The sequence below is a fragment of the Chryseobacterium sp. CFS2 genome, from assembly GCF_036543225.1.
Classification (GTDB): domain Bacteria; phylum Bacteroidota; class Bacteroidia; order Flavobacteriales; family Weeksellaceae; genus Chryseobacterium; species Chryseobacterium culicis_A.
Map to the genome: position 1 here is coordinate 66,775 of NZ_JAZHQU010000013.1, position 25,983 is coordinate 92,757.

Annotated in this window: 22 protein-coding genes; 11 read left to right on the forward strand and 11 right to left on the reverse strand. The window is 36.6% G+C overall.

Annotated features, from left to right (window positions below; translation table 11 throughout):
- Positions 1-8: 8 nt before the first annotated feature.
- The 6 genes from ODR02_RS22500 to ODR02_RS22525 all read left to right on the forward strand — a co-directional run bounded on the left by ODR02_RS22500 (position 9) and on the right by ODR02_RS22525 (position 6,248).
- Positions 9-653 (forward strand): hypothetical protein, encoded by a 645-nt coding sequence (locus ODR02_RS22500; protein ID WP_209786078.1) that lies wholly within the window; start codon positions 9-11, stop codon positions 651-653.
- A 32-nt stretch (positions 654-685) separates the two neighbouring features.
- Positions 686-1,417 (forward strand): sensor histidine kinase, encoded by a 732-nt coding sequence (locus ODR02_RS22505; protein ID WP_245169787.1) that lies wholly within the window; start codon positions 686-688, stop codon positions 1,415-1,417.
- Positions 1,414-2,055: a response regulator transcription factor gene (locus ODR02_RS22510; protein ID WP_105684606.1), complete on the forward strand. Its 642-nt coding sequence runs from the start codon at positions 1,414-1,416 to the stop codon at positions 2,053-2,055. The genes ODR02_RS22505 and ODR02_RS22510 overlap by 4 nt, the downstream gene beginning before the upstream one ends.
- A 250-nt stretch (positions 2,056-2,305) precedes the next feature.
- Complete coding sequence (locus tag ODR02_RS22515) at positions 2,306-3,310, forward strand: zinc metalloprotease (RefSeq protein ID WP_309513614.1); 1,005 nt, start codon at positions 2,306-2,308, stop codon at positions 3,308-3,310.
- Between the two features lie 431 nt (positions 3,311-3,741).
- Positions 3,742-4,755 carry a zinc metalloprotease gene (locus ODR02_RS22520; RefSeq protein WP_209786081.1) on the forward strand — a complete coding sequence of 338 codons (1,014 nt, stop codon included), beginning with the start codon at positions 3,742-3,744 and terminating at the stop codon, positions 4,753-4,755.
- Between the two features lie 107 nt (positions 4,756-4,862).
- Positions 4,863-6,248 (forward strand): phosphatase PAP2 family protein, encoded by a 1,386-nt coding sequence (locus ODR02_RS22525; protein WP_309513615.1) that lies wholly within the window; start codon positions 4,863-4,865, stop codon positions 6,246-6,248.
- Between the two features lie 34 nt (positions 6,249-6,282).
- Here the strand turns inward: ODR02_RS22525 and ODR02_RS22530 are convergent, their stop codons facing one another.
- Positions 6,283-8,148 carry a M1 family metallopeptidase gene (locus tag ODR02_RS22530; RefSeq protein WP_309513616.1) on the reverse strand — a complete coding sequence of 622 codons (1,866 nt, stop codon included), beginning with the start codon at positions 8,146-8,148 and terminating at the stop codon, positions 6,283-6,285.
- Between the two features lie 106 nt (positions 8,149-8,254).
- Positions 8,255-10,624, reverse strand: a complete 2,370-nt coding sequence (locus tag ODR02_RS22535) for an outer membrane beta-barrel family protein (RefSeq protein ID WP_309513617.1) — start codon at positions 10,622-10,624, stop codon at positions 8,255-8,257.
- A gap of 247 nt (positions 10,625-10,871) precedes the next feature.
- On the opposite strand from ODR02_RS22535, the gene ODR02_RS22540 reads away from it, so the two are divergent.
- Both ODR02_RS22540 and ODR02_RS22545 read left to right on the forward strand, forming a co-directional pair.
- A complete protein-coding gene (locus ODR02_RS22540) occupies positions 10,872-12,194 on the forward strand; it encodes a sensor histidine kinase (RefSeq protein ID WP_309513618.1) in 1,323 nt (440 codons plus the stop codon).
- Positions 12,184-12,870, forward strand: a complete 687-nt coding sequence (locus tag ODR02_RS22545) for a response regulator transcription factor (RefSeq protein WP_309513619.1) — start codon at positions 12,184-12,186, stop codon at positions 12,868-12,870. Before ODR02_RS22540 ends, ODR02_RS22545 begins: the two co-directional genes overlap by 11 nt.
- Before the next feature lie 4 nt (positions 12,871-12,874).
- Here the strand turns inward: ODR02_RS22545 and ODR02_RS22550 are convergent, their stop codons facing one another.
- From ODR02_RS22550 to ODR02_RS22590, 9 genes are all read right to left on the reverse strand, one after another.
- Complete coding sequence (locus ODR02_RS22550) at positions 12,875-13,702, reverse strand: endonuclease/exonuclease/phosphatase family protein (protein WP_309513620.1); 828 nt, start codon at positions 13,700-13,702, stop codon at positions 12,875-12,877.
- Positions 13,703-13,768: 66 nt separating this feature from the next.
- Entirely contained in the window at positions 13,769-13,972 is a 204-nt protein-coding gene (locus tag ODR02_RS22555; protein ID WP_309513621.1) for a hypothetical protein, read from the reverse strand.
- Positions 13,969-15,231 (reverse strand): S8 family peptidase, encoded by a 1,263-nt coding sequence (locus tag ODR02_RS22560; protein WP_209786089.1) that lies wholly within the window; start codon positions 15,229-15,231, stop codon positions 13,969-13,971. Before ODR02_RS22560 ends, ODR02_RS22555 begins: the two co-directional genes overlap by 4 nt.
- 11 nt (positions 15,232-15,242) lie before the next feature.
- Entirely contained in the window at positions 15,243-15,821 is a 579-nt protein-coding gene (locus ODR02_RS22565) for a hypothetical protein (RefSeq protein ID WP_209786090.1), read from the reverse strand.
- Complete coding sequence (locus tag ODR02_RS22570) at positions 15,821-16,519, reverse strand: hypothetical protein (RefSeq protein WP_209786091.1); 699 nt, start codon at positions 16,517-16,519, stop codon at positions 15,821-15,823. Before ODR02_RS22570 ends, ODR02_RS22565 begins: the two co-directional genes overlap by 1 nt.
- Positions 16,520-16,533: 14 nt before the next feature.
- Positions 16,534-17,421, reverse strand: coding sequence for a DUF2589 domain-containing protein (locus tag ODR02_RS22575; RefSeq protein WP_209786092.1), 888 nt, complete (start codon positions 17,419-17,421; stop codon positions 16,534-16,536).
- 357 nt (positions 17,422-17,778) lie between these two features.
- Positions 17,779-19,719 carry a M1 family metallopeptidase gene (locus tag ODR02_RS22580; RefSeq protein ID WP_309513622.1) on the reverse strand — a complete coding sequence of 647 codons (1,941 nt, stop codon included), beginning with the start codon at positions 19,717-19,719 and terminating at the stop codon, positions 17,779-17,781.
- An 85-nt stretch (positions 19,720-19,804) separates the two neighbouring features.
- Positions 19,805-20,686: an SDR family oxidoreductase gene (locus ODR02_RS22585; protein WP_309513623.1), complete on the reverse strand. Its 882-nt coding sequence runs from the start codon at positions 20,684-20,686 to the stop codon at positions 19,805-19,807.
- A 378-nt stretch (positions 20,687-21,064) separates the two neighbouring features.
- The gene (locus tag ODR02_RS22590; RefSeq protein ID WP_309513624.1) at positions 21,065-21,475 is read right to left on the reverse strand and encodes a DUF1573 domain-containing protein; all 411 of its coding nucleotides are present in this window, start codon (positions 21,473-21,475) and stop codon (positions 21,065-21,067) included.
- A 159-nt stretch (positions 21,476-21,634) separates the two neighbouring features.
- Between ODR02_RS22590 and ODR02_RS22595 the strand changes: the two genes are divergently transcribed.
- The 3 genes from ODR02_RS22595 to ODR02_RS22605 all read left to right on the forward strand — a co-directional run bounded on the left by ODR02_RS22595 (position 21,635) and on the right by ODR02_RS22605 (position 25,958).
- Entirely contained in the window at positions 21,635-22,888 is a 1,254-nt protein-coding gene (locus ODR02_RS22595) for a sensor histidine kinase (protein ID WP_309513625.1), read from the forward strand.
- 12 nt (positions 22,889-22,900) lie between these two features.
- Positions 22,901-23,584 (forward strand): response regulator transcription factor, encoded by a 684-nt coding sequence (locus ODR02_RS22600; protein ID WP_309513626.1) that lies wholly within the window; start codon positions 22,901-22,903, stop codon positions 23,582-23,584.
- Between the two features lie 76 nt (positions 23,585-23,660).
- On the forward strand, positions 23,661-25,958 hold the full coding sequence (locus ODR02_RS22605) for a GH92 family glycosyl hydrolase (RefSeq protein ID WP_309513627.1): 2,298 nt from the start codon (positions 23,661-23,663) through the stop codon (positions 25,956-25,958).
- The last annotated feature ends 25 nt before the right edge of the window (positions 25,959-25,983 follow it).

Consider the following 25,983-nt stretch of genomic DNA (forward strand, 5'->3'; position numbering starts at 1 on the left):
CACACTGTATGACAGAGTTCCAGGAATTTGCACAAAAAAGTCTGCTTTGGGCTGAAGGACTTGCTGCAGTCATCGCTCTTTTCCACTATAACCGTTTAAAAGGACAACATTGGAAGTTTTTTGTGTTTTATCTGGTATTTATTTTTCTTGGGGAAGCGTATGGTAAATGGGGAAGTTTTGTCCATTTTACCAAAGCTCAGTATTATAACTACCTTTTAATGCCGATCCAGTTTATATTTTTTTACTGGTTATATGCTGCAAAATCTTTGGGAAAGCCCAAATTATTTTGGATAATATCCATTTTATATCTCCTTTCATTTATTCCCAATGAATTATATTTTGCCAAAAGTAAAATTGTATTTGCTTTCAACTATACGTTTGGCTGCCTTATTCTGATGCTTTTGGTAATAATGGAGTATTACAAACAAATTACTTCACAAGAGATTCTCAATTTCAATAAAAACAAAATGTTTTATATTAATCTTGGGATTACGCTATCCTATATAGGAACATTACCTTTCATGGCATTTTTATCACTTCTGGTAAAATACAAGGAAATTTGGGATATCTATTTTAGTTATTTTCTACTCTCAGTTTCAGTGATGTATATCTTATTTGCAAGTTCATTTATATGGGGAAAACAGAGCTCTTAATAGTTATCATTCTATTCAACATACTTTTTGTAATGTTTGTAACAGCCGTATTGGTATATATCCGAAGTTACAGACAGCGCAAAAAAGAATATCTGAATGAAATCGAGATGAAAAATGAAATTCATCAGAGAGAGCTCCTGGCTACCCAATTGGAAATCCAGCAGGCTACCATGCAGCAGATCGGCAGGGAACTGCATGACAACATTGGCCAAAAGCTTACCCTGGTAAGTCTCTATATACAGCAGATGCTGTATGAAAATAAAGTATCCGAAGCCAGTGAAAGAATTGATCAGGTTTCCCAGATTATTAATCAATCTCTACAGGATCTTCGAAGCCTGTCTAAAACATTAACGGATGACAATATCAACCAGAAGGAAATTGTAACGCTGATACAGGAAGAAGTAGATAACACCAATTCCTTTAAAAAATGTCATGTAAGTTTTGAGCACAATTTTAAACAACTGGATTTAGGCTTTGTTCATAAAAATGTCCTTCTGAGAATTACTCAGGAGTTTATTCAGAACAGTATAAAACATTCCCGCTGTAAAAATATTCTTATCAGCCTGAATACTTCCGAAGATATCCTTTGGGAACTTAATATTCAAGATGACGGAATCGGGTTTGATACCTCAGAAATCAAATCCAACGGAATAGGTTTGACCAATATGAAAAACAGAGCTGAAATTATAGGAGCACGTTTTCGTATGGAAAGCCAGGAAAATAAGGGAACTCAAATCAATATTATCTTAAAAAAACAGTCATGAAAAAAACTATTGTAATTGTTGACGACCACATACTTATTGCAAAAGCCCTGGAAGGGATTATTGGTAATTTCAGTGAATTTGAAGTAATCTATGTAAGTGAAAACGGAAAAGACCTCATCCAAAAATTTGAAGAAGGCAATGCAATTCCCGATATTATTCTCCTGGATATCAGTATGCCGATTATGGATGGTTTTGAAACCGCAGTCTGGCTTACAAAAAATCATCCTGATGTTAAAATTATGGCGCTCAGTATGCAGGGAGACGACAACAGTGTGATTAAGATGATCAAAAGCGGCGCAAAAGGTTATCTTCTAAAAAATACCCATCCAAGAGATCTGGAAACCGCTCTCACCCGACTCAACAGTGATGGTTTCTTTTATCCGGACTGGGCTTCCAAAATCATATTCTCTAACCTTAATAAAGAAACAGAATCTGAGATTGCCATAAAAATTTCCGACAGAGAAAAAGAATTCCTGAAATATACTGTAACGGAACTCAGCTATAAGGAAATTGCAGACAGAATGTGCTGCAGCCCAAGAACAGTGGAAAGCTACCGTGATCAGCTTTGTGAAAAACTGGATCTGAAAACACGTGTAGGACTGGCTGTTTTTGCCATTAAAAATGGTTTTGCAAATTAAGGTTTTTATCATTAAAAAATTCTTATAAAAATAAATTTAAGCGAAAAGTATCAATGTAAAACAAGTAAAACAAAAAACCACATTAGTAATTTTCATGAAATTGATTAAAATTCAATACATTTTAAAAAATATTGAATTAAAACCATCAAACAACAATAAAACATAACGATTCTTTAAATAAATTTAAAAAACTCTTGCATATCAATTTCAAATAATATAATTTCACATCCTCAACCTAAATGATTTTGATATGAAAAAACTATTATTTGGAGCTTTTATGCTCAGTGTAATGGCTGCGTGTAACAATGACAGCATCACCAATCAAAACGAAAACACAACTGACGAACCCAAAACTTCTGCCAGTTTAGCTCAAAGAGGCTGCGCTTCTGAGGAAATCAGACAGGAAGCATTGAAAAAAAGCCCTGAACTTCAACAAAGATTTGCTGCACTGGAAGCCAATACAGAGAAATTTGCCAATGATCTGAAATTCGGAAAAGTTCTTGCAGACGGTACGGTAGAAATTCCGGTGGTGGTAAATGTGATATACAAAACTACAGCTGAAAACGTTTCTGATGCAAGAATTGCTGAGCAAATTGCAGTATTGAATGCAGACTATACAGGCACGAACAGTGATGTTAATAAAATTCCAACCGAATTCCAGACCGTAAGTTCTGGGGATACAAAAGTAAAATTCAGGCTGGTAAACACCGTTAGAAAATCCACTTCAAAAACCAGCTGGGCTACTAATGATGATATGAAAAAAGCATCTAAAGGAGGAATTGATGCCACTAACCCTACCAATTATCTAAACTTATGGGTTGTAGGCAAAATGACCAGTCAGGGACGCACAATTCTTGGATATGCCACTTTCCCGGAATCTTCAGGATTATGGAATGATGGTGTTGTAATAGCCGCTCCATATTTTGGAAAAACGGGAGCTTCATCTCCTTTCAACCTGGGAAGAACAGCAACGCATGAAGTAGGTCATTACTTAAACTTAAGACATATCTGGGGAGATGCTAATTGCGGAAATGACCAGGTAAGCGATACTCCTACGCAAACTACTGCCAATTACGGAAAACCTTCTTATCCACTTTACAACACTTGTAGTGGTGTACAAAGATCTGTAATGTTTATGAACTACATGGATTATGTAGATGATGCAGCAATGTTTATGTTCTCTGCAGGACAAAAAACAAGAATGCAGTCTGTAGTAGCCTCTTCTGGTGCAAGATCAGGATTGAGAGTGTACTAAAATATTTTTTTTATATAATTTAAATCTATCTCAGCTTTGAGATAGATTTTTTTTATGCTTCTACTTTACTTAAACTTCAGGAATATAACAATAAAAGGTATTAAAACCACAAATCCTACAGGAGCATTGAAGAGAATACGATAATAAATCTACCGCTTTTAAAGATCATTCACAACCTGCTTTAATGTAAAAAATATTCTATAAATAATAGAAAAGCAATAAAATTATTTACATTTAAAATACACTTAAATGTGAAATATAAAACAAATAAATAAAATTAACTAAAATTCAACACAATGTTATTTTATTTGATTTAAATTCAAACAAAACAATGATAACTTAAATATTTATCAAACATTTTAAGAAAAACCTTGCATATTAATTTCAAATAATATAATTTCACACCCTCAACCAAATTATATTATAACGATATGAAAAAATTCCTATTTGGAGCCCTAGTTCTGGGCTTTATGTCGGCGTGTAACACTGACAACTTAACCAATCAAAATGAAACTCCGCCCACTCAGGAGCCTGCTACCGGAAGTGCGCTTAAAAGAAGCTGCCCTTCTGAAGAATTGAGGGCTAAAATGTTACAAAAAGATCCTTCATTACGCTTAAAAGCAGAAGAAATCGAATCGCGTACCCAAAGCTTCATCAATGACCTGAAAGTAGGAAAAGTTCTTGCAGATGGAACTGTTGAAATCCCGGTTGTTTTCAATGTAATCTATAACACTTCTACGCAAAATGTTTCTGATGCAAGAATTGCAGAGCAAATTGCCGTACTCAATGCTGACTATGGAGGAACCAATTCTGACGTTACAAAAATTCCTTCTGCATTTCAGCCTTCAGCAGCAGGCGATGTAAAAATCCGTTTCAAATTAGTGGCAACCAACCGTAAGCAGAGCACAAAAACAGGTTGGAGATCTGATCTAGAACAGATGAAAAAAGCCAGTACAGGAGGGATTGATGCTACTGATGTAACTAAAAACATGAATATTTGGGTTGTCAATTCAATACTTGACGAAAACAACCAACCTGGAACTTTAGGCTACGCTTATTACCCGGAAAATGCAGGACAATGGTATGACGGTCTTGTAATAGGTTACCAGTACATAGGAAAAACAGGTGCTTCTGCTCCGTTCAATTTAGGAAGAACAGTAACTCACGAAGTAGGACACTACCTAAACCTTCCACACCTTTGGGGATCTTCTGATGCAGGATGCCAGACAGATTACTCTAATGACACACCTACTTCTCCTGGCCCTAACTACGGTAATCCTACCTATCCTCTAAACAGAGTTTGTGGAGGAGTAAGCCGCTCTCAGATGTTCATGAACTATATGGATTATGTAGATGACAAATCTATGTTTATGTTCTCGGCTAATCAAAAAACAAGAATGCAGGCTGTAGTAGCTGCATCCGGACCTAGAGCTGGATTAAGATAATCAACAGCCTCATCCGAATATTATAAAAATATTAAAATAGTCTATCTCAATTTTTGGGATAGATTTTTTTAATATTTTTACCCGATTTAAATTTCAGCACCACTACGATGAAAAAAATAGCACTAGCATCAGGAATACTATTGCACTTACACTGTATTAAAGCGCAGGATACTATCCAGGTCCGGAATCTCAAGGAAGATCTTACATTACTTAGTTCAGTTGATCCCATCCAGCAGAAAACTCCTTTTTTCCAAAAAGAATGGGTTAAAAAATCAGTAGCTCCAGCCCTTCTTTTTACAGCGGCCGCTGCAACATGGGGAGAAAAAGAGAATATTCGTGAGGTAAGAAACCGATATCTTCCCAACTTCAAAGTTAAGTATGATGATTATCTTCAATATGCTCCGGCCGTTGCTGTTTATGGATTAAAATTAGCAGGCGTAAAAGGAAGGAATAATCTTGGAAGGGCCACCTTATCTTATGGGACGAGTTTAGCTATTATGGCTATTTTAGTCAATTCTATTAAATATACAACAAAAGTTGAACGCCCGGATGGCTCTAAAAACAATTCTTTTCCTTCAGGACATGCGGCCATGGCATTTACGAATGCTAGCTTTCTACACAAGGAATATGGAATGGTAAATCCGGCTTACAGTATTGCAGGGTATGGCTCTGCTACGATTACAGGACTCGGAAGAAATTTAAATAACAGACACTGGGTTCCTGATATTCTTGCTGGTGCCGGTATTGGAATTATATCCACAGAACTAGGATATTTTTTTATTGATAAGATTTATAAAAATAAGGGTGATAATTTAAGTATATTATCCAGGATACAAGGAAACGATTATCCTTCCTTTCTTGCTCTAAAGTCAGGGATAGCACTAGGTACAACCAACTTCCTGAGAGAATCTGAACTGGATGACAAAAAGCAAAACGGTTTTGAGGGCGGATTGGAAGGCGCTTATTTCTTTTCAAAAAAATGGGGTGTGGGTGCAGATATAACTTTCAGCAGCTTCCCAATTAAATCTCAAAGAATAACCATTGATGACGGGCAGGATTTTGGCAACCATGAATTAAAAACACAATCCATGGGCTTCCTGTCTGCAGGCATTGGCCCTTATTTCTCTCATGAGTTCTCAGACAAATGGCAGCTCATGGTAAAGCTAACCGGAGGATATGCTGCAACTGCCAGTGGAAAAGTATTTGTAAAAGGAGATGATATTGATGCTCCAAATCACGAGCTTCAGATTGCCAGATATAAACCTAAACCAGCTTTCCGCTGGAATACAGGAGCTTCTATGACCTACAAATTCAATCCGGGAGTAGGCCTTACCTTTTATACAGATTATAATCAGATCAACTCTACAATCCGTTACCAGTTCAGTGATAAGATTAAAGACAGTGATGAACTGGATCAGGAACTTAACAACATGATTGCCAAAGAAAAAATCAGCTATATCACCTTAGGTTTACGATTAACTGCTTATTTTTAAAATACAAAAGCCTTCAATTCTGAAGGCTTTTCTTTTATAATTTTTTGTAATTATCTTCCGGGGTATAATCCATAAACAGATCTCCATCCAACTGTACAGACTTTACTTTCTTTTTAATAGGAATTACCAGATCCGTAAGTTTCTGATCTTTTTCCCAGACAGAAGGTGAGAAATGCAGCTTCTCTGTAGTTCCGTCTTCATAGGCTAATATAGCATCAAACGGAATGGCAAATCCCCCAACATTAGCTACGTTTATAGTAAGCATATCATTCATCTGGGAAGCTCCGGTTACTTTTAAATCAATATAATTATTGGTATAAAACCAATTCTGGAAGAACCAGTTCAGATTTTTCCCTGAGCCGGTATTCATAGAATTGAAATAATCCCATGGAACAGGGTGCTTCCCATTCCAGTTGTCCATATAATGATGTAAAGCTTTTTTGAATAATTCGTCTCCCAGATAATCTTTCAGCGCCAGATAAGACAAAGAAGATTTCACATAGGAATTGTTTCCATATCCTGCTCCACTCACCTGGGTACTCATTGTAATAATGGGCTGATCCTGTTCTGCAGATGCATCATTAATCCATCTTTTAACACGGAAGTTTTTATAAAATTCTTTGGCAGCAGCTTCTCCGTTTTCATCAATTCCGATCAGATATTCCAGTGTGGTAGCCCATCCTTCATCCATGAATGCATATCTTGTCTCGTTGATTCCCATGTAAAAAGGGAAATAGGTATGGGCAATTTCATGATCTGCAGTCAGTCTTGCATCCTGAAGATCATCAGGAATACTGGTATCATTGATCATCATTGGATATTCCATATCTGCATATCCCTGAATCGCTGTCATTACATTGTAAGGATATTCTACGCCCGGCCAGTTTTTCGAGAACCAATCCAGATTATAGCGCATCCAGTCTACATAATGTTCAAAATCTTTAGCTCCTGATTTATATCCGGCCTGAACGCTGGCTCTTTTTGTTTTTAACTGTACGCTGGCAGCATCCCAAACATAATGGTTGCTCATCGCAAAACAAAAATCTGTAATATGACTGGCTTTAAACTTCCAGACATTCCATTTATTCTGCTTTGTTACTTTTCCGGACTTCATTTCCTGCTCTGTAGCAACATGCATCAGCTTGTCGCTTTTTAAGGAAGCTTTATATCTTTTTAAATATTCCGGCTGAAGTACAGCTTCCGGATTCAGAAAATCTCCGGTAGCCCAGACTACATAATTTTTGGGTGCCGTGATGGCAAAACTGTAGTCATTAAAATCATTATAAAACTCCTGTCTGTCTGAGTGCTGAAGCATATCCCACCCATTGTAATCATCATATACGGAAATTCTTGGAAAAGAATAGGCCACATAGAATGTTTCAGGATCAATCTGCCCTTCTCTCCCACTCTGTACTGATAATGGATATTCCCATTCTATTTTAACCTCAGCTTTCGACTTAGATTTTAAAGCTGATTTTAATTTTACTTTTTCAACGGTACTCCAGTCGTCACTGTCGATATCATATTTTACATTGTTTACGATGAAAGATTTAATCTTTAGCCCGGACGACAGAAAATCTTTGGATACAAATCCTGATCTTGGCGACTGTGGCTTGTGAAGATTATTCACAAATCGTATAGCAAGTTCATTAAGATTATCGGGACTGTTGTTGGTATAAACAATGGTTTCTTTTCCGTAAACCACCTTTGTACCGGCATCCACTTTCACCTCTACATTATACACTCCTTTATTCTGCCAGTAGTTTTTACCGGGTGCACCGGAGATATCACGTGTTCCTGTTTCATATGCTTTTTTGATATTCCTCGGCATATACAATTCCTGAGCTGACAATTGCAGTAAAGAAACTGCCATCAGCATTCCGGAAAAAATTTTCTTCATAGCGATCTTTTTAAAGATAGGTATCAAAAATAGCGAAAATGTAACATCAGGCGATCATTCTTTAGTAACAATATTTTGTCGCAATTAACTTTTATATTAAAATATTCTATAATCTCTCCTGTTCGGCTGTCTTCTTGATTGTTTTTGCATTTTTAACGGATTGATTTCCAAAGTTGAATTTCAATGAAAGCGTTACTCCCTGGGTATCTGAATAATCAAGAAAATAATTATCCTGATTCGCATATTTTGTGCTGACTTTCTGACCCGTGGATCTGAAAATATCGGTAAAAATAAGACTGGCTTCCAGTTTTTTGCTGAAAAACTTTCTGTTCATTACAAAATAGGCTGACCAGAGAGAAGAAATTCTAAAGGTTCCCTGTATACCGGGTGAATAGTAGTGGTGCCCCATTTCCATTTTCCAATCGCTGTTTTTATCCAACGTAAAGCTTGTAGAAATATTGGACACCCAGTTCCACACCTGATTTTTATACAGCATTCCGTCCGTTCCTTTGAAGTAGTTTTCATTGTGTTCCAGATTTTCAGAGAGGATGATATTCCACCATGGCTTCACCTGAAAGTTTTTATACAGGCTCAATCCGAAAGCTTCTCCTTTTTCAATATTGGTGAAATAATAAATGAGACTGTTGGTACTTGGTTCCTGATATGAAATTTCCATAGAGGGATATATTTCTTTTCGGTAATACAAATCCAGGTTCCAGTCTTTCCAGGAATAGGTAAGATTGAGATTATGGGTAATGGTTGCTTTTAATTTTGGATCTCCCTGATAATAGGAAAACAGGTTATAATAAGATTTCGCAGGATTCAGCCATGAATAGGAAGGTCTGCTGATTCTCTTTCCATAGGAGAACCCGAATTCCTGTTTATTTTCTGTGGTATACTGTGCATAAAAAGTAGGAAACAGTTTCCAATAGTTACTTTTATTCAGTTCGTAGGGTTCGGAAACAATTCCTTCAAGATCTGTCCTTTCTGCACGAAGTCCTCCTTTGAAACTCCATTTTCCAATATTATAAGCCAATGAAGAATACAGTGCAAAATTGTGTTCTTTATAATCGAAAATACTACTCTTTTCAGGACGGTATTGCAGGATTCCATTCTCATTGTCTGAGAAATCAAGCTGACTGTTTGTCTTCACAAAACTATACTTCGCTCCGGATTCCAACTCCAGTTTATCCGCTTTCCACTGATAATCCAGCTGGGTAGAATATAACTGAACATCTGCTTTATTATGGGTAAGAAAATTATCTTCTCCTGGCGGCTGCCCTGCAAAGTTCAGATAGGTGATCACATTCTGATATTTATCTGTATTATTTCCTGTAAAATAATTAATCCACGAAAGGCTGCTTTTCTTATTAAACTTACGGTCTATCTGAAAACTTACTGAGTTATTGATGGAACGTGAGCAGTGGTCATTGATTGTGGTATAATTAGATTCTACAGCATCCTGTTGGTTATAGATGAGTGTAGGAACATTATAAATTCCAAAAGATTTTGGAGAAAAATACCCTGAGTAGTTGAGGCTGATATTGGTTAAACTATCCAATTCATATTCCGCATTAAAATTCAGGGTATTCTGGTTAGTGTTTTTATCCTTCCTGTTCATTGTACTTACCCATCGGGTTTGGCTCTCCGGGTAGTTTACATAATCTGTTCCTTCCCGGTAGTACGTCCCCAGCCCTCTATAATAGCTTCCCATAAAGGAAAGTTTATCTTTTTTATAATATTGGGAAAGACCAAAAACGCCTTTCGCATATTGTGTCTGTATATATTTGGAGGAGAGAATTCCACGGTAGCCTTCGATTTTATTCTTTTTCAGTACAATATTCAGTACTGCACTTCCCGAGGCTTCATATTTTGCGGGCGGATTGGTAATCACTTCTATTGATTTCACCTCATCTCCCTGTGTATTTTCCAGAAGGTTCTTGAGTTCATCACCCGTCAGCATTACTTTTTTATCATTAATTGTTACCAGAATTCCGTTGCTCCCTTTTACACTCAATACACTATTATTGATGGTGACACTTGGTGTATTTTTTAAAATTTCCCAGGCATTGAGTGATGAAATATTGCTGTTTTCCACATTAAATTCCAGGCGGTCTACTTTTCTTTTCACCAGCGGTTTACGTTTCGTCATAACCACTCCTTCTATTTCCTGTGATTCCTTTTTAAGAATGATATTCAGAGGTTCTGCTTCTTTCAGATCAAGTTTTTTCTCAAATAAAGAATATCCCTGATTTTTAACAACTAGTCTTACATCCTGCTCCGCAATATTTTCCAATACAAATTTTCCGTTATCATCCGTTTTTAATTCTTTGATTAATTCATTTTGGGCATTATATACTTCCACCTTTATGGATGAGAGTTTTTCATTATCGGTATTCATAATGGTTCCTCCAGGTTTTTGTTTCTGGGCAAAAATCAAGACTGGAAAACACAGTAAAAAAAGAATCTTATACATGGCTATTTTTTTATCCTACTCAACAAAACTGTAGTTCTGTTCTGCGGGTACAAAATTCTATATTGGCTATAAGAAATACGGTTAATAGAAGGTTAATGATGGGTTAATGTATTTTCTGTTATCAATATTCCCAAATTCAGAGGAATGGATTATGCTTTGTTTTTTACGATTTGAAACGATGGTTAATGGAAGGTTAATAATAAAATAATCACTTCCGGAAAACGCCTAAAGGTTTATCTTTGTTTTAATGATAGCCAAGAGTAAAATTCTGATTTCGGTTTTTGCCGCTCTGTTCCTGCTTTTACTGGGAATTCAGGTTTATTTTATGTACAAAACCTATCAGGTAAAAGAAAGAGATATCTACAGATCCGTGAATGACGGCCTTACTCATTACACGGACAACCTTGAGGATATCCAGGAAGCCAAAGAAAGGAATGATGATTCTCTTCAGGAAATCATTATACAATATCATAATAAGGAGATCAGTAAAAAAGATTTTTTACATTATTTCATAGAAAACAGAAAGTCAGCCAGAGAAAGACTGATCCATTATATCGAAAGCCGTTACCAGAAAGATGGTTATGAGATTTCCTCAAGAATACGATACCTTTCTATTGTACATCTTCCGGACAGCACTAAAGTAATCACAGAACCTATTGTTATTTTTGAAACACAAGATAAGATTAAAAACCCACATATTGCCAGTAACGGAAGTTGGGAAACGTCTACCACCAAAAGAAATGATTCAGATAAGGGCCATGTTGAGAAAAGGAATACTTTTCTTGTCAAAACCCAAACTGATTTTGAGATCAGAAATATAAAAAGTATTGTTTTCAAAGAGCTTACTCTATTGATCATTTGTTGTATTATACTGCTTTCAGGAGTTCTTTTAATTTATATTTTCACGATCAGAAATCTGATTAAGCAGCAAAAGCAGGTAGAATTTCTCCACACCATTGTGGATAACATTTCGCACGAATTTAAAACTCCAATCGCTACGTTAAAAATAGCATCAAAGGCATTAAAAAAAGAATGGAATCCGGAAACACTTCCTCTGGTTGACCGTCAGATTTCCCGGCTTGAAAGTCTGATGTTTCAGCTTCATAAGGATGAAATACCTGATGAAATGATTGAAATACAACCTGAGGACTGGAATTTTTTCATTCAGGATCTTTCTGTTACGTATCCTGATATTGATTTTAACCTCGAAAATGCAGTCTCAAAAAATCTTCCTTTTGATAAAAACCTGATGGAAACAGTGATTAAAAACCTTTGTGAAAACAGTGTAAAATATGGGGCATCTGCTGTTAAAGTAAACATCAGCAGCTCTTCTCAACAATTGGAAATCAAAGTTTCGGATAACGGACAAGGCATGGAAACGAAAGAACTGAATAACATTTTTGAAAAATTCTACAGAATACAGAACAACAATATCCACAACAGCAAAGGGCTTGGACTGGGGCTTTATTTCGTGAAGAAAATCATTGCCAATTATGGTGGAAAAATAAATGTTTCAAGCCAGCTTAATTTGGGTAGTACTTTCACAATATCAATTCCTTATGAAAACTAAAATCCTTCTGGCTGAAGATGACCCGGATTTCGGAATGATTCTGAAGCAGTATCTTGAATTGGAAGATTTTGAAGTCAGCTGGTTTCAGAATCCTGAAGATGTAGTCCCATTACTTCAAACTGATTTTTCTTTTCAAATGGGGATCCTGGATGTTATGATGCCAAACATTGATGGTTTTTCTCTGGCTAAAATAATTTTAAAGGAGAGAAATAATTTCCCCCTGTTATTTTTAACGGCTAAAAATCAAAAAATAGACCGCCTTACCGGATTGAAAATAGGTGCAGACGATTATATTGCCAAACCCTGTGATCCTGAAGAGCTTGTTTTACGGATTAAAAATATCCTGAAGAGAAGCCTTCCGGCTGTTACAGAAACTCAAATAAGAATTGGAGAATTTTCACTGGATACTACCAAACTTTTGCTATCACATCCTAACGGAAATAACCGGTTAACCATACGTGAACAGGAGCTGCTCCTGTATCTTCTGAAACACAATCGTACGATCATCACCAGAGATAATATTCTGGACAATCTTTGGGAAACCAATGATTATTTTACCGGAAGAAGTCTTGATGTGTTCATCAGCAGGCTTCGTAAATATTTCAATAGTGATCCCCAAATAAAAATCCAATCCCTGAGAGGAATTGGATTTGAGATTGATTTTCCAACCAATTGATTTTTTATAACGACAGGTTCACAATCACAGGGAAATGATCCGATGGATACAAAAGATTTTCCCTTCTGTCATTGATATGTCGGTGAGATTTTATTCTAAAGCCTTGCGTAAAAATATAATCAATTCTATCCTTTGGAACTTCATTGACATTGAAGCCTGTAAACGTTCCTACCGGGCCATAATGTTTGGTTTCGGAATGATAAAAAGTATCTTTCATATGCTGGGAAAGAATTTTAATCGGTTCCGAATCATCTGTCAGGTTAAAATCTCCGCTTAAAGCTACCGGAAGATTCTTTGGATTCAGTTCTTTGATTTTTTTCAGAATGAGTTCTGAAGATTTTACTCTGGCTACATTTCCTACATGATCAAAGTGAAGATTCATGGCAAGGAATTCTTTTTTTGATTTTTTATCTTTAAATACAGCATAGGTACAGATTCTGTTCAATGCAGCATCCCAGCCTTTTGAAGGTTTTTCCGGAGTTTCAGATAGCCAGAATGTCCCTGATTTTACCACTTCAAGTTTATTGGTATCATAAAAAATAGCAGAAAATTCGCCCTTTTCTTTACCATCATCTCTTCCTACGCCTATATAGTCATAGTTCTTTAATCCTGTTTTAATATCTTTCATCTGTTCCGGAAGCGCTTCCTGTACTCCGAAATAATCAGGATGATAATAGGTTAGTAAATCTGCAACATCCTGCTTTCTTTTAGGCCAGGCGTTGTCTTTATCAGATTCAACATTTAATCTGATATTGAAACTCATTACGGTAAGGTCCTGTGAAAATCCTAATGCAAAAAGCATCAGAAATATCATTGAAAATTTGAAATTCATCTATTATTTTATCAGTAAGAGACAAAAATAAAACTTCTCTGTGACAGAAAAGCTTTATTGATGTGATTATATTGTTAAATTATCTTTTTCTTCTTCTATAGATATAAAAAACTCCTGAAATTCGGTTTCGGAAACGGGGTTGTCACTTTCAATTTTTATAACGCCTATGGTTTTATAGTGAACAGCCAGTTTAATCCCTTTGCTTTTCAGAAATGCTTCAAGCTTCTTTAAATTTATATCTTTTTTTAAAACTGCCAGATAGGTGATCATATGTATACTTGTATTAAACCGTTTCCAATATCTCTGTATTTTATGCCTTCAATAGGCCTTGCCTTTTTTTCAATCAGTTCCCAGATTTCTTTTGCAGATTTATCAGGAAACTGTTCCATGTATAAAGCCGCTAGCCCGGAAACATGCGGTGCTGCCATGCTTGTACCACTCATGCTGTAATACAAATTATTTTTGTTCTTTGTGTTTTTGGGATATGCACTGATAATATCTACCCCTGGAGCACAGACATTGATATTCCCTCCTGTGGATGGGTTAATCCCTGCGTTTGAAAATCTAGCAATCTTCATCTGACTGTCAATAGCTCCCACCGCCATAATAGATTTTGAATTGGCCGGCATTGAAACAGGCTGCGGAATCTGTGGCCTGTTGCTGTCATTTCCGGCAGCCGCTATAATAAGACAGTTATTTTCCAGCGCTCTTTCTCCAATGGTTTCAAACAGAACGGAAGGTTGGTCATCCAGTTTCACCGGAGATGCCAGCGAAAGAGACAGTATTCTGAATTTTTTACTAATAGCCCAGTCTATGGCATCAATCACACTGCTGGTAGTTCCTCTTCCGTTATCGGCGAGTACTTTTGCTATTTTCAGATTGCAATTCTTAGCTATTCCATAGCGGTTTCCGTTATCACTTCTGGTATTCCCTGTTGCCACTCCTGAACAGTGTGTACCATGTCCGTTGGGATCTCTGTTCCAGTCCTGGCCATCTATGAAAGATTTGCCTTCAATTTCTTCAGAGGAAAAATCGGGATGGGAAGTTTCAAGACCTGTATCGAGAATGCAGACATCAATTCCTTTGCCTGTATAGTTGGAATTTTCCAGCCCAACAGCCTTAAGTCCCCATTCCATTTCAACAAATGATTTTTGAGGCAAGGGTTTGCTGATGATATATTTTTCAAGTTCTGCAATTTTTTCTGCGAGTCCGGCGGATTGTTTTTTAAGTTCACTGATCAACTGCAATTCATCTGCAGGAAAAAACTCCCGTTCTTTTTCATAATAAATAATAGAATTTGATTCATTTTTTACGGCGCTTTTCAATTGATCTTCATCCATATTATCCACCACAAGAACTCCCAGGTTTTTGTAAAGTACACCGTTATCCTGATCTATAATTTCATATGAACGGTTTTCTTTGGAGAGAAATTCTGAAGAAGTAATATTCACTTCCAGTTCTTTCTCAATTTTTTTGAGTGCATTTTTCTGCTGGTCTTGCAACAGAACGATATATCTTCCGGTTTCCATAATGATCTTTTTTAAATTAATTTCAGAAATACCTTTTCCAGGATCAGAAAAATATCCTCCGGAATAATGGTCAGCCTGAGTTTTTTATTAATTCCGGATATGGCTGTATTCTGTTCAACCAGTGAAGCCCAGAAACGTTCAATTTTGGGAACAGAATTCATTTCTTTCAGCTTTTCATCATCCAGAAGACCATTTTGATATAATGACACGATGATTCCTGAAATAAGTTCTTCTGCATCATCAAGCTTTTTATTTTCCTTAGTATAGATTTCCATGAGAATACCATACATGCTTTCCATTCCATTGAATGAAAATCCTCCAAGAATTTCCCGTCTTCCGGTAATTATTTTTTCCATTTTGATAGGGTTAAAACCTCTTTTAACCGTGGAAATCATATTCATAATTTTCAGAACTTCAGATTCATGGCTGGTGTTTCCTTTGGTACGGAAATACTCTAAAACCTCATTAAGGAATACCTCAAACCGCACATCAAAGTCAAAGGATTTGGAAAGATATAAAGCCTGAACATCATTGAAGTGCTCCAGAAGTTCCTTAATTTTCTGTACTGTAAAGTGAATAAGTTCCTGCATTACTCAAAAGTTATCTGTTCTATTTCGTTACCGTCTTTATCTTTGTAAGAAACAATCCTGATTCCTTCTTCCTCCATTTCTACGTGAAGGTTGATGAATAGTTTATCTTTATCTTCCGCAGCGCTGGTATTCGGATCTATGTAAATATTGTTCAGCTTGGCATTCACCAGTGTATATTTGTTGAGTAAAACCTTTGAAAAAATCTCTTTCAGTTCCTCTGTTTCTTCTTCGGTTGTCCCATCCTGAGGTCGAAAAATCCCGGAATTAAGAAGCTGCACTTTCTTTCTGAGGTCCAGTTTAAGAACTTCGTTCGCAGGGAGTTTACCAAATTTCTGATCATTTTTCTCCAGATTACTGAAGAGTGTTTTGAACTCTTCGGTCTGGAGCTGTCTTTTGCTGATTTCAGAAATATTCAGTCTTTTCTCTTTATTTGCAAGACGGATTCTCTCATTGAGTTCTGTGACAAACTGATCCTGATTCAGTTTAAAATTATATTTAGAGTCTGAATCTATATCCGTGATTTTGATCGGAATATCCATCTTTACGCTGGGCAATGCATATCTTGGAACCTTAAAATACTTAAGGTATTCATGACGGGCATATTCTTTAGCAATAAGAACCGCATTCTCGTCAGCTTTTTTACGAGCCTGAATTATCTCGTTGTTGAGATAATCCAGGTAATCTGATAATTTTATCATCTTTCGTAAAAATATTATTGTGAAAGAAGTCCAAGAACTTTTTCTAATCCTGCAGGCATTTCGTCATTGGTTGCACGTACTTTCACCCCAAGAGAATATTCTTTTTCCACTTTAATTCCTGTGCTGGAAGTTCTTTTATAAGATACATCCACTTTGAATTTTACAGGTCCCCAACCACCGGATACTCCGGCATTAATACCAAACTCATCACTTACGTCTTTCGTGTACGTAGAATTAAGCTTCACATTAAAGTCTACTTCACAGGTTTCAATTCTGAAACTTGGAACATTCAGCAGGGCAATAAAAGGCACTGAAATTTCTACATCATTCGGAATCGTTTTAGGATTGGTAGCACTTACCGGCTCATCTTCCTTAAAATCCGGATTCGGAATATTTTTTTTGTATTTGAATTCGGCCATTCTCAGTTTTTTAGGACTGGCAGCATTGGAAGGATCTGTAAGTTCGAATCCAACTTCATTGATGAAATTAACGGTTGCGATAGAGGCATTAGACTGTGCTTTTACACAAGCATCCAAAGGTCCGCCAATAATGGTAGCAAAATCGATACTTCCCAATTCTGCAGCAAAATCCGCACTGGCAGCATCGGAAGTTCTGAAAATCTCTTCATCGGCAGCCATCTTACCGGCAATTAGCTTCATAATTTCTGCAGATGTACCTGAAAAAGATTTTTCCCACTTTTCATCATAGTTCTTTTTGAATTCTTCTACAATAGCTAATAATTCTTTATTCGTCAATGAACTCAGTTCCGAAGTTTCAATTCCAGATACTTTTTCATAGACTGCAGGGGTAAGAACTTTTTCTACTCCCGATAAGAGATCAATTAACTCATTTTTTGTTTTTTTGGCGTGGCTTGCTTCAAGCACTGATTTTAATGTTTCCATGTTTTTTGTTTTTGATTAATATTGTGGGACAAAATTATATCACTGACAGTCAAAAGATTGTAGGAAAACCCCTCTACCTCACCCGGAAAAACACCCTAAAAAATAAAAGCCTGAACTTACGGTTGTAAGCTCAGGCTTTTATGGCGGGTATATTTTGTTGATATTAATCTGGTATAAAAACCCAAAGATTATATGAATTTTTAAGTAGGATAAGAAAGTAACAATGTTGCTGATGAAGCTACATGAATATACTTACACTTAGAAAGAATCAATTTCATTGGTTCCTCCTTTGCCTCCTTAAAATTCAACATGAGATATTAAATCTTTGCGTTACATTTAAATGAATCCCATATATTTCTATACAGGTTTTTTGCTATTATTTTCCAGATTGATATCAGGAACTTCAGAATTCGGATCAAGTTTTACCTCATCTATTTCTTTCGTAGAATCTACTTTGAATGTCCATTCTGTATTTCTTTTCCAGACCTCAACAGGGATTTTCATAGTCTGTGCCGTTCCATCTTTGAATTTGATCTGCACGGTTGTAGGCATTGGAAGCTGACCAATATTTTCCACCGTGATCTGAACTCCGTTCTTAAAATCTCCGTTGATATATTTTACGTTTTTAACAGCCTGATCAATTTTCCATTTATTAAAGAACCATCCTCTCCAGAACCAGTTTAGTTCTTCTCCGGAAACATTTTCCATCGTATGGAAGAAATCCCATGGTGTAGGATGTTTAAAAGCCCAGCGGTCTATATACGTTCTGAATGCCTTGTCAAATTTTTCAGGTCCGAGAATGGTTCCTCTTAAAACATCCAATCCTGTTCCCGGCTTATAGTAAGCCAAAGCACCGATACTTCTTTCTTTCATATTATCCGGACCTACCATTACAGGCTCAAGATTGTCAGTCAACAAATATGTTCCTGATCTTGCCAGATTGGGTTTATTATAATATTCTCCTTTATTGAAAGCCTCTGTTGAAAGTCCGTTAATGAAAGTATTAAATCCTTCATCCATCCATGCAAACAGTCTTTCGTTAGATCCTACGATCATAGGAAACCAGTTGTGTCCAAACTCGTGATCTGTAACGCCCCAAAGATCTTCTCCTTTGGAATCCATATGACAGAATACGATTCCCGGATACTCCATTCCGCCTTCATTTCCTGCAACATTGGTAGCAGCCGGATAAGTGTATTCGTACCATTTTTTCGAATAATGCTCTATGGCAGCCTTCGTATATTCTGTAGATCTTCCCCATGCTTTCTCACCGGCACTTTCTGCAGGGTAAGCAGAGATAGCCAGAGATTTTTTTCCACTAGGTAAATTGATTTTTGCAGCATCTAAAATAAATCCGGCAGAAGATGCCCACGCAAAATCTCTTGTCTGCATAATTTTAAATTTCCATGTTTTTGTACCGGAAGCTTTATTTTTACCGATTTCAGACTCAGGACGGATCATTACCGTTTTATCGCTGTTTCTTGCCTGATTCCATCTGTTGATTTCTTCCTTAGTGTACACTTCCTTCTCGTTCAGAAGTTCTCCGGATGCTACTACATAATGATTGGCAGGAACCGTAATATTGGCTGTAATGTTCCCATATTCCAAATAAAACTCCGAAGCTCCAATATAGGGAAGCGTGTTCCATCCCATAACATCATCATACACACACATTCTGGGATACCATTGTGCCATGGTAAAAATTTTACCGTTTTTCGTATCCTGTATTCCCATTCTGTCTGAACCATAATCAGGAGAAATAAAGGAATATTCAATTTCTATTTTTGCAACTCCTCCATTGGCTTTCAGTTCTTTTGGAAGATCAATCTGCATCCTTGTATCGGTAATGGTATATTTCACTTCTTTTTTACCGTCTAGCTTTACTGATTTAATGGTATATCCACCATTAAATTCTTCACCATGCGCTCCATTTCTGCTTCCCGAAAGCGGAACGACACCATTTCCTCTGGAATCTTTTGCAAACAGATTCTGATCCAGCTGCAGCCACAGAAAACCTAATTTGTCAGGACTGTTGTTGGTATAAGTAATTTCTGCTGTACCTGTAATCTCTTTTTTATTTTCATTCAGGCTGACATTCAAATGATAATCTGCTGAATTCTGCCAATAAGCATGTCCCGGCTGTCCGCTTGCAGAACGGGTTGCCGTGCCTGTCTGTGGATAAAAGAACGGCTTAAATGCTTCTACGTAATCGTATTTCGGAGTTTGTTGTGCGTATGCAGATCCTGAGAACAAAACCACTGCAAGCGTCGAAACAAGGGTTGGAAGTTTAAAATTCATTTGAAAAAGTATTATTTAACTGTATAGGTAAAAAAAAGTCCCGGATTTGTTACACATCCGGGAGTTTTTTTACTATAAGTTTTATTTAATTCGATTTTTTTGCTTTAATCATCGCTTCTAAAGCATCCCACATTTCACGAGGAATTTCTTCAAGCATATTAAATTCTCCGGCTCCCTGCAGCCATTCTCCTCCATCAATGGTCACTACTTCACCATTCATATACGCTGAATAATCAGAAACCAGATAAGCAGCAAGGTTGGCAAGCTCCTGGTGTTCTCCTACTCTTCTCAACGGAACTTTCTTTTTCATATCGAATTTTTCCTGAAGATCTCCCGGAAGAAGTCTGTCCCAAGCCCCTTTTGTAGGGAAAGGTCCCGGAGCAATAGCATTGAAACGGATTCCGTATTTTGCCCATTCTACCGCCAATGATCTGGTCATCGCCAGAACTCCTGCTTTTGCACAGGCAGATGGTACTACATAGGCAGAACCTGTCCATGCATAGGTTGTTACGATATTCAATACAGTTCCCGGAGTTTTAGAATCTATCCAGTGCTTTCCTATGGAAAGGGTACAGTTTTTTGTTCCTTTCAGAACAATATCCAGAATAGAATCAAAAGCGGAATGAGTCAGTTTTTCTGTTGGAGAAATAAAGTTTCCGGCAGCGTTATTCAACAAAATATCAATCTTCCCGAATTCTTTTAACGCAGCTTCTTTCATGGCTTCCACTTCATCCCAGTTTCTTACATCACAAGCTACACAAAGAACTTTACCACCTGTTTTGTCTTCCAGTTCCTTAGCTGTAGTTTGTAGTTTTTCCAGATTTCTGGAAGTAATGACTACTTTGGCGCCCAGTTCAAGAAAGTATTTGGTCATAGCTTTTCCAAGACCGCTTCCGCCTCCTGTTACAATTGCTACTTTATCTTTTAGTGCACCTTCGCGCAGCATAGGTTGTGTATATAGACTCATAAAATATTTTTTCTTAAAAATAATAAATATTGAAATGCAATCCCTTAAAATAGGTTGATAAATAATGCTACAAATAATTATTCTTCACATAAAAGCTCTCTCAACTTTTATATTCATGATTTTTAACCCCAAAAGACATAAAAGTTTTAAGTGCTTAAGTTTTTCAGAGGCCAACTTTATGTAAATAAGTACATCAAAGATTTTCATCTTATTTGAACTTTTTTCCAGCATTATTTTAAACTTACTTAAGCAGACAAAATGAAAGCTTTTGTGCCTTTTGTGGTTTTATGAAGTTTAGGCGTCTTTATAAACTATTCGAAAAGAAAAATAGCCTGATAACAATTACCAGGCTATTTTTTCATTTGTTAAAACAATGTATTAAGAAGCTACCACCCCTTTGAACGAAAGTGTCTTGGGAGTTTTGCTGTCACTAGTCGTAACATTTACAGTCTTCATAAATGGTCCTACCGCTGCTGCGTTATAGCTGGCTTCTACAAATCCTTTTTTTCCTGGCTGGATAGGAGTTTTTGTATAATCAGCTGTAGTACATCCGCATGAAGGCGCTACATTCTGAATAATGATTGGCTTTGAACTTGTGTTCGTAAATTCAAATCTGATCAATTTTGGTTTTCCCTGAGGGATATTTCCCACATCTATTGATTCTGATTTCCATTTAATAGCATCAGCTACCATTTTTACAATGGATGGAGCATCTGTAGTCAATACATTTGCATAAAAAGGAGAGAATGATAACACTGCTAAAAGAGCTGTAATTTTTAGTTTTTTCATGAGTATAAATTTTAATATTTGAAACTGATTATTTTCTTTCGATGTAACAAATGTAAAGCAGAGAATGATGATAACTTGTTAACCGCTGTCAAACATTTGTTAACGAGTTGTTAATAATAAAAGATAAATAGATATTTTTGGATAATATTGCCTCAGTAAATGAAAATAAAAAGACTCAATATTATAATAACGCTGGGATTTATTGCTATTATCGGAATTTTAATAGCACAGCTGATGTGGACCCGGCAGGCTTATAATCTTGAAGATAAAAAATTCAATCAGAAGGTCAATATTGCCTTAATGGAGGTGGCTGAAAAACTCTCCGGAGGAAAGACCTCCTATACCGAAAACCCTGTTCAGAATATTGCCAATGACTATTACGTAGTTAATATTAATAATGAATTTCATCCTGTCGTTCTGGAATATTACCTGAAAACAGAATTTACCCGTTTTCAAATCAATACAGACTATGTATATGCATTATACAACTGCCACAGCGATAAGATGGTATATGGAAAGTATATGACTTCTCATCAGGAAAGCCCCAGTAACAAAGTGATCAATTTTCCTAAGCATAAAAATCTGATCTATTACTTTTCCATCCGTTTTCCTGATAAAACAACTTATCTGATCAGTTCATTAAGGTTCTGGTATCTTCTTACATTTGCTCTTATTATCATTCTTTTGGTTTATGTTTATTCTATTTATACGATCATCCAGCAGAAGAAGTTTTCGGAGCTGCAACGTGATTTCATCAATAATATGACCCACGAGTTTAAGACCCCTTTATCCTCAATACTTCTGGCATCGGAAGCTCTTAATAAGCAGAATCTGATTCAGGAGAACTCCAAATTGCAGACGTACACTTCTATTATCATCAATCAAAGTCACAAGCTTAATAGTCATATTGAGAAAATTCTGAATATTGCTAAGAATGATGCAGCAGGACTTTCGTTAAAGCCTCAGAAAATTCTCCTTCTTCCCTTTATTCAGGAGATTTCAGACACTATACAGCAAAAAAATAAAGACCTCAGCATCGAGATTGATATTGAAAACAGCACTTCGGTAATGGCCGATGAATTTCACTTTACCAACATCATCTATAACCTTTTAGATAACTCCGTAAAGTATTGCGAAACAAAGCCTGTTATTAAAATTTCAGCTCATAAAGACTCAAAAGGATTATATTTAAAGTTTAAAGACAACGGAATGGGAATTCCTGCTAAAAATATTCCTCATATTTTTGAAAAATTTTATCGGGTACATACCAAAAGAAGTGAAGAAGTGAATGGTTTCGGGTTGGGATTATTTTATGTAAAAAAAGTAGTTCAGCAGCATCACTGGAAAATTTCTGTTGAGAATAATGAAGACAAAGGAATTACCACAACCCTCTTTTGCCCGTTTTCAGTTTAATTAAATATAAGTATGGAGAAATCTAAAATTTTATATGCCGAAGATGACAAAACCATAGCTTTTCTGGTAGAGGACAGCTTGGAAAGTTATTATGATATCAGCTGTTATTCTGATGGTGAATCTGCATTGGAGGCATTTAACAGCAAAGATTTCGACATTTGCCTGCTGGATATTATGATGCCCGGAATGAACGGGTTTGAAGTGGCCCAAAGGATACGCAGTAAAAATTCTGAAATTCCGATTATCTTTATTTCTGCAAAAGCTTTAAAAGAAGACAGAATCAAAGGACTTAAAATAGGCGCTGATGATTATCTGGTGAAACCATTTAGTATTGAAGAACTGATGCTGAAAATTGAGGTTTTCCTGAAACGTACCAAGAAAACAGATACCACTCCTCTAAAGTATAAAGTTGGGAAATATGATTTTGATCCTAAAAACTATACTCTGCAGGGTACGGAAAACAGTATCACGCTTACACAAAGAGAATCTGACCTGCTTTTGTATTTTATCCGCCACAAGAATCTGGTAGTCAAAAGGCAGGAAATTCTAAAGGCTATCTGGGGTGATGATGATTATTTTATGGGACGAAGTCTTGATGTATTTATTTCCCGATTGCGAAAGGTACTGGCCGAAGAACAGAATATTTTAATAGAAAACCTGCATGGAATAGGTTTCCGTTTTTCTGAAAAAGAATAAATAATATCGAATCACTTAAAAACACAACAGCAAATGATGATTTTAATTAATTTTAAACTTTGAAAATTTGTCATTAATGAAAAATCACAAACCCACTGTTTTTCTATTTCTTTTATTTTTAAGTATCCAATTTAAAGCTCAAAAATTTGAAAAATTAATACAATATGTCAATCCTCTGATCGGTACCGAAAAGATGGGACATACTTATCCCGGAGCAACGGTTCCTTTTGGGGCAGTACAGCTAAGCCCTGAAACGGATTCCATTTCTTATGAGCTTAACGGGAAGTACAATGGTGAAGTTTATAAATACTGTGCTGGCTACCGTTATGAAGATAAAACCATCGTAGGGTTCAGTTCTACCCATTTCAGCGGAACGGGACATTCCGACCTCGGAGATTTTCTGATCATGCCTACTGTAGGAAAACTTCAATTGAATCCCGGAACAGCTTCCAACCCTGAAAGTGGCTACAGAAGCAGGTTTTCTCATCAGAACGAAACGGCAGAAGCAGGATATTATAAAGTAAAACTGGATGACCACAATATTCTGGCAGAGCTTACAGCAACACCACGAGTGGGAATTCACCGCTATACTTTCCCAAAATCCGACCAGGCTCATATTATTCTGGATCTGATGGCCGGTATTTACAACTATGATGGGAAAAATGTCTGGACCTATGTTCGGGTAGAAAACGGAAATACCATCACAGGCTATCGCCAGACCAACGGTTGGGCAAGAACCAGAACGGTTTATTTTGCAATGAAGTTTTCAAAACCGTTTAAATCTTATGGCCAGAAAAATTATGATGAAAAGCAGGTTTACAAAGGGTTTTGGAGAAAATTCGACCAAAATCAGAATTTCCCTGAAATTGCAGGTAAGAACCTGAAAATGTATTTTGACTTTGATACTAATGAAAATGAAGCCATTGAAGTCAAACTTGCTATTTCTCCGGTAAGCCAGACCAATGCTTTGGAAAACCTGGAAAAAGAAGCCGGAAATATAACTTTTGATCAGGCTAAAACTCAAGCCCAGAACAACTGGAATAAAGAATTAAATAAAATTGTCATTAAAGGTTCCGATACGGAAAAAACCAACTTCTATACAGCCATGTACCATACCTTTATTAATCCTACTACGTACATGGATGTTAATGGAGAATATAAAGGTCTGGATCAGAATGTTCATCAAGCAGATGGCTTTACCAATTATACAACCTTCTCTTTGTGGGATACCTACCGTACGCTACATCCTTTCTTTAATATTATTCAGCCTAAACGAAATGGAGATATGGTAAAATCCATGATGGCTCATTATCATCAGTTTTCAATGAAAATGCTGCCTATCTGGTCACATTATGCTAATGATAACTGGTGTATGAGTGGCTACCACAGTGTAAGTGTTGTTGCTGATGCCATTATTAAAGGGAATTATGAAGGTGATCCTGAAGAAGCTTTAAAAGCATGTATAGAAACGGCTAACAAAAGAAATTACGAGGGCATTGGACAATATATTGATCTCGGATACATTCCGGCAGAGAAAAACGGAACTTCAGTTTCCAATACACTGGAATATGCCTATGATGACTGGGCTATTGCTCAGCTGGCAAAGCATTTAAATAAAACAGAAATCTACAATCAGTTCATCAAGCGATCTGAAAACTGGAAAAATAATTTTGATAAAACGATTGGGTTTATGCGTCCACGTCTGGCAGATGGAAGCTTTAAAAAAGATTTTGATGTGTTAAGCACCCATGGACAAGGTTTTATTGAAGGAAACTCATGGAACTACAGTTTCTTTGTTCCACAAAATCCAGATGAGCTGATCACCATGATGGGTGGAAAGAAAAAATTTGCATCAAAACTGGACGAGCTGTTTACCATGCATTTACCTGATGAATTCTTTGCAGACACTGAAGATATTACACGGGAAGGAATTATCGGTGGATATGTTCACGGGAATGAACCTGCTCACCATGTTGCGTATTTCTATAACTGGGCAGGACAGCCATGGAAAGCACAGGCACAGATCCGCCGTATTCTGGAAATGCAGTATAAAGCAACACCGGACGGATTGGGAGGAAATGATGATGCAGGGCAAATGAGCGCTTGGTATATTCTAAGTTCATTAGGTTTTTATCCTGTAGCTCCCGGTTCAGAAGAGTATTCAATTGGAAGTCCTGCAATTGACCATGCTGTACTGAATCTGGAAAATGGAAAAACTTTTGAAATTGAAGCCATCAACCAAAGTCCGAAAAATGTATATGTTCAGAAAGTTCTTCTGAATGAAAAAGAAATAAAGAATTTTACTTTGAAACATTCTGAAATTATGAAGGGAGGAAAGCTTACTTTTTATATGGGTAACAAAACGAAAAAATAAAAAAGAAAGCGGTGTAATCACCGCT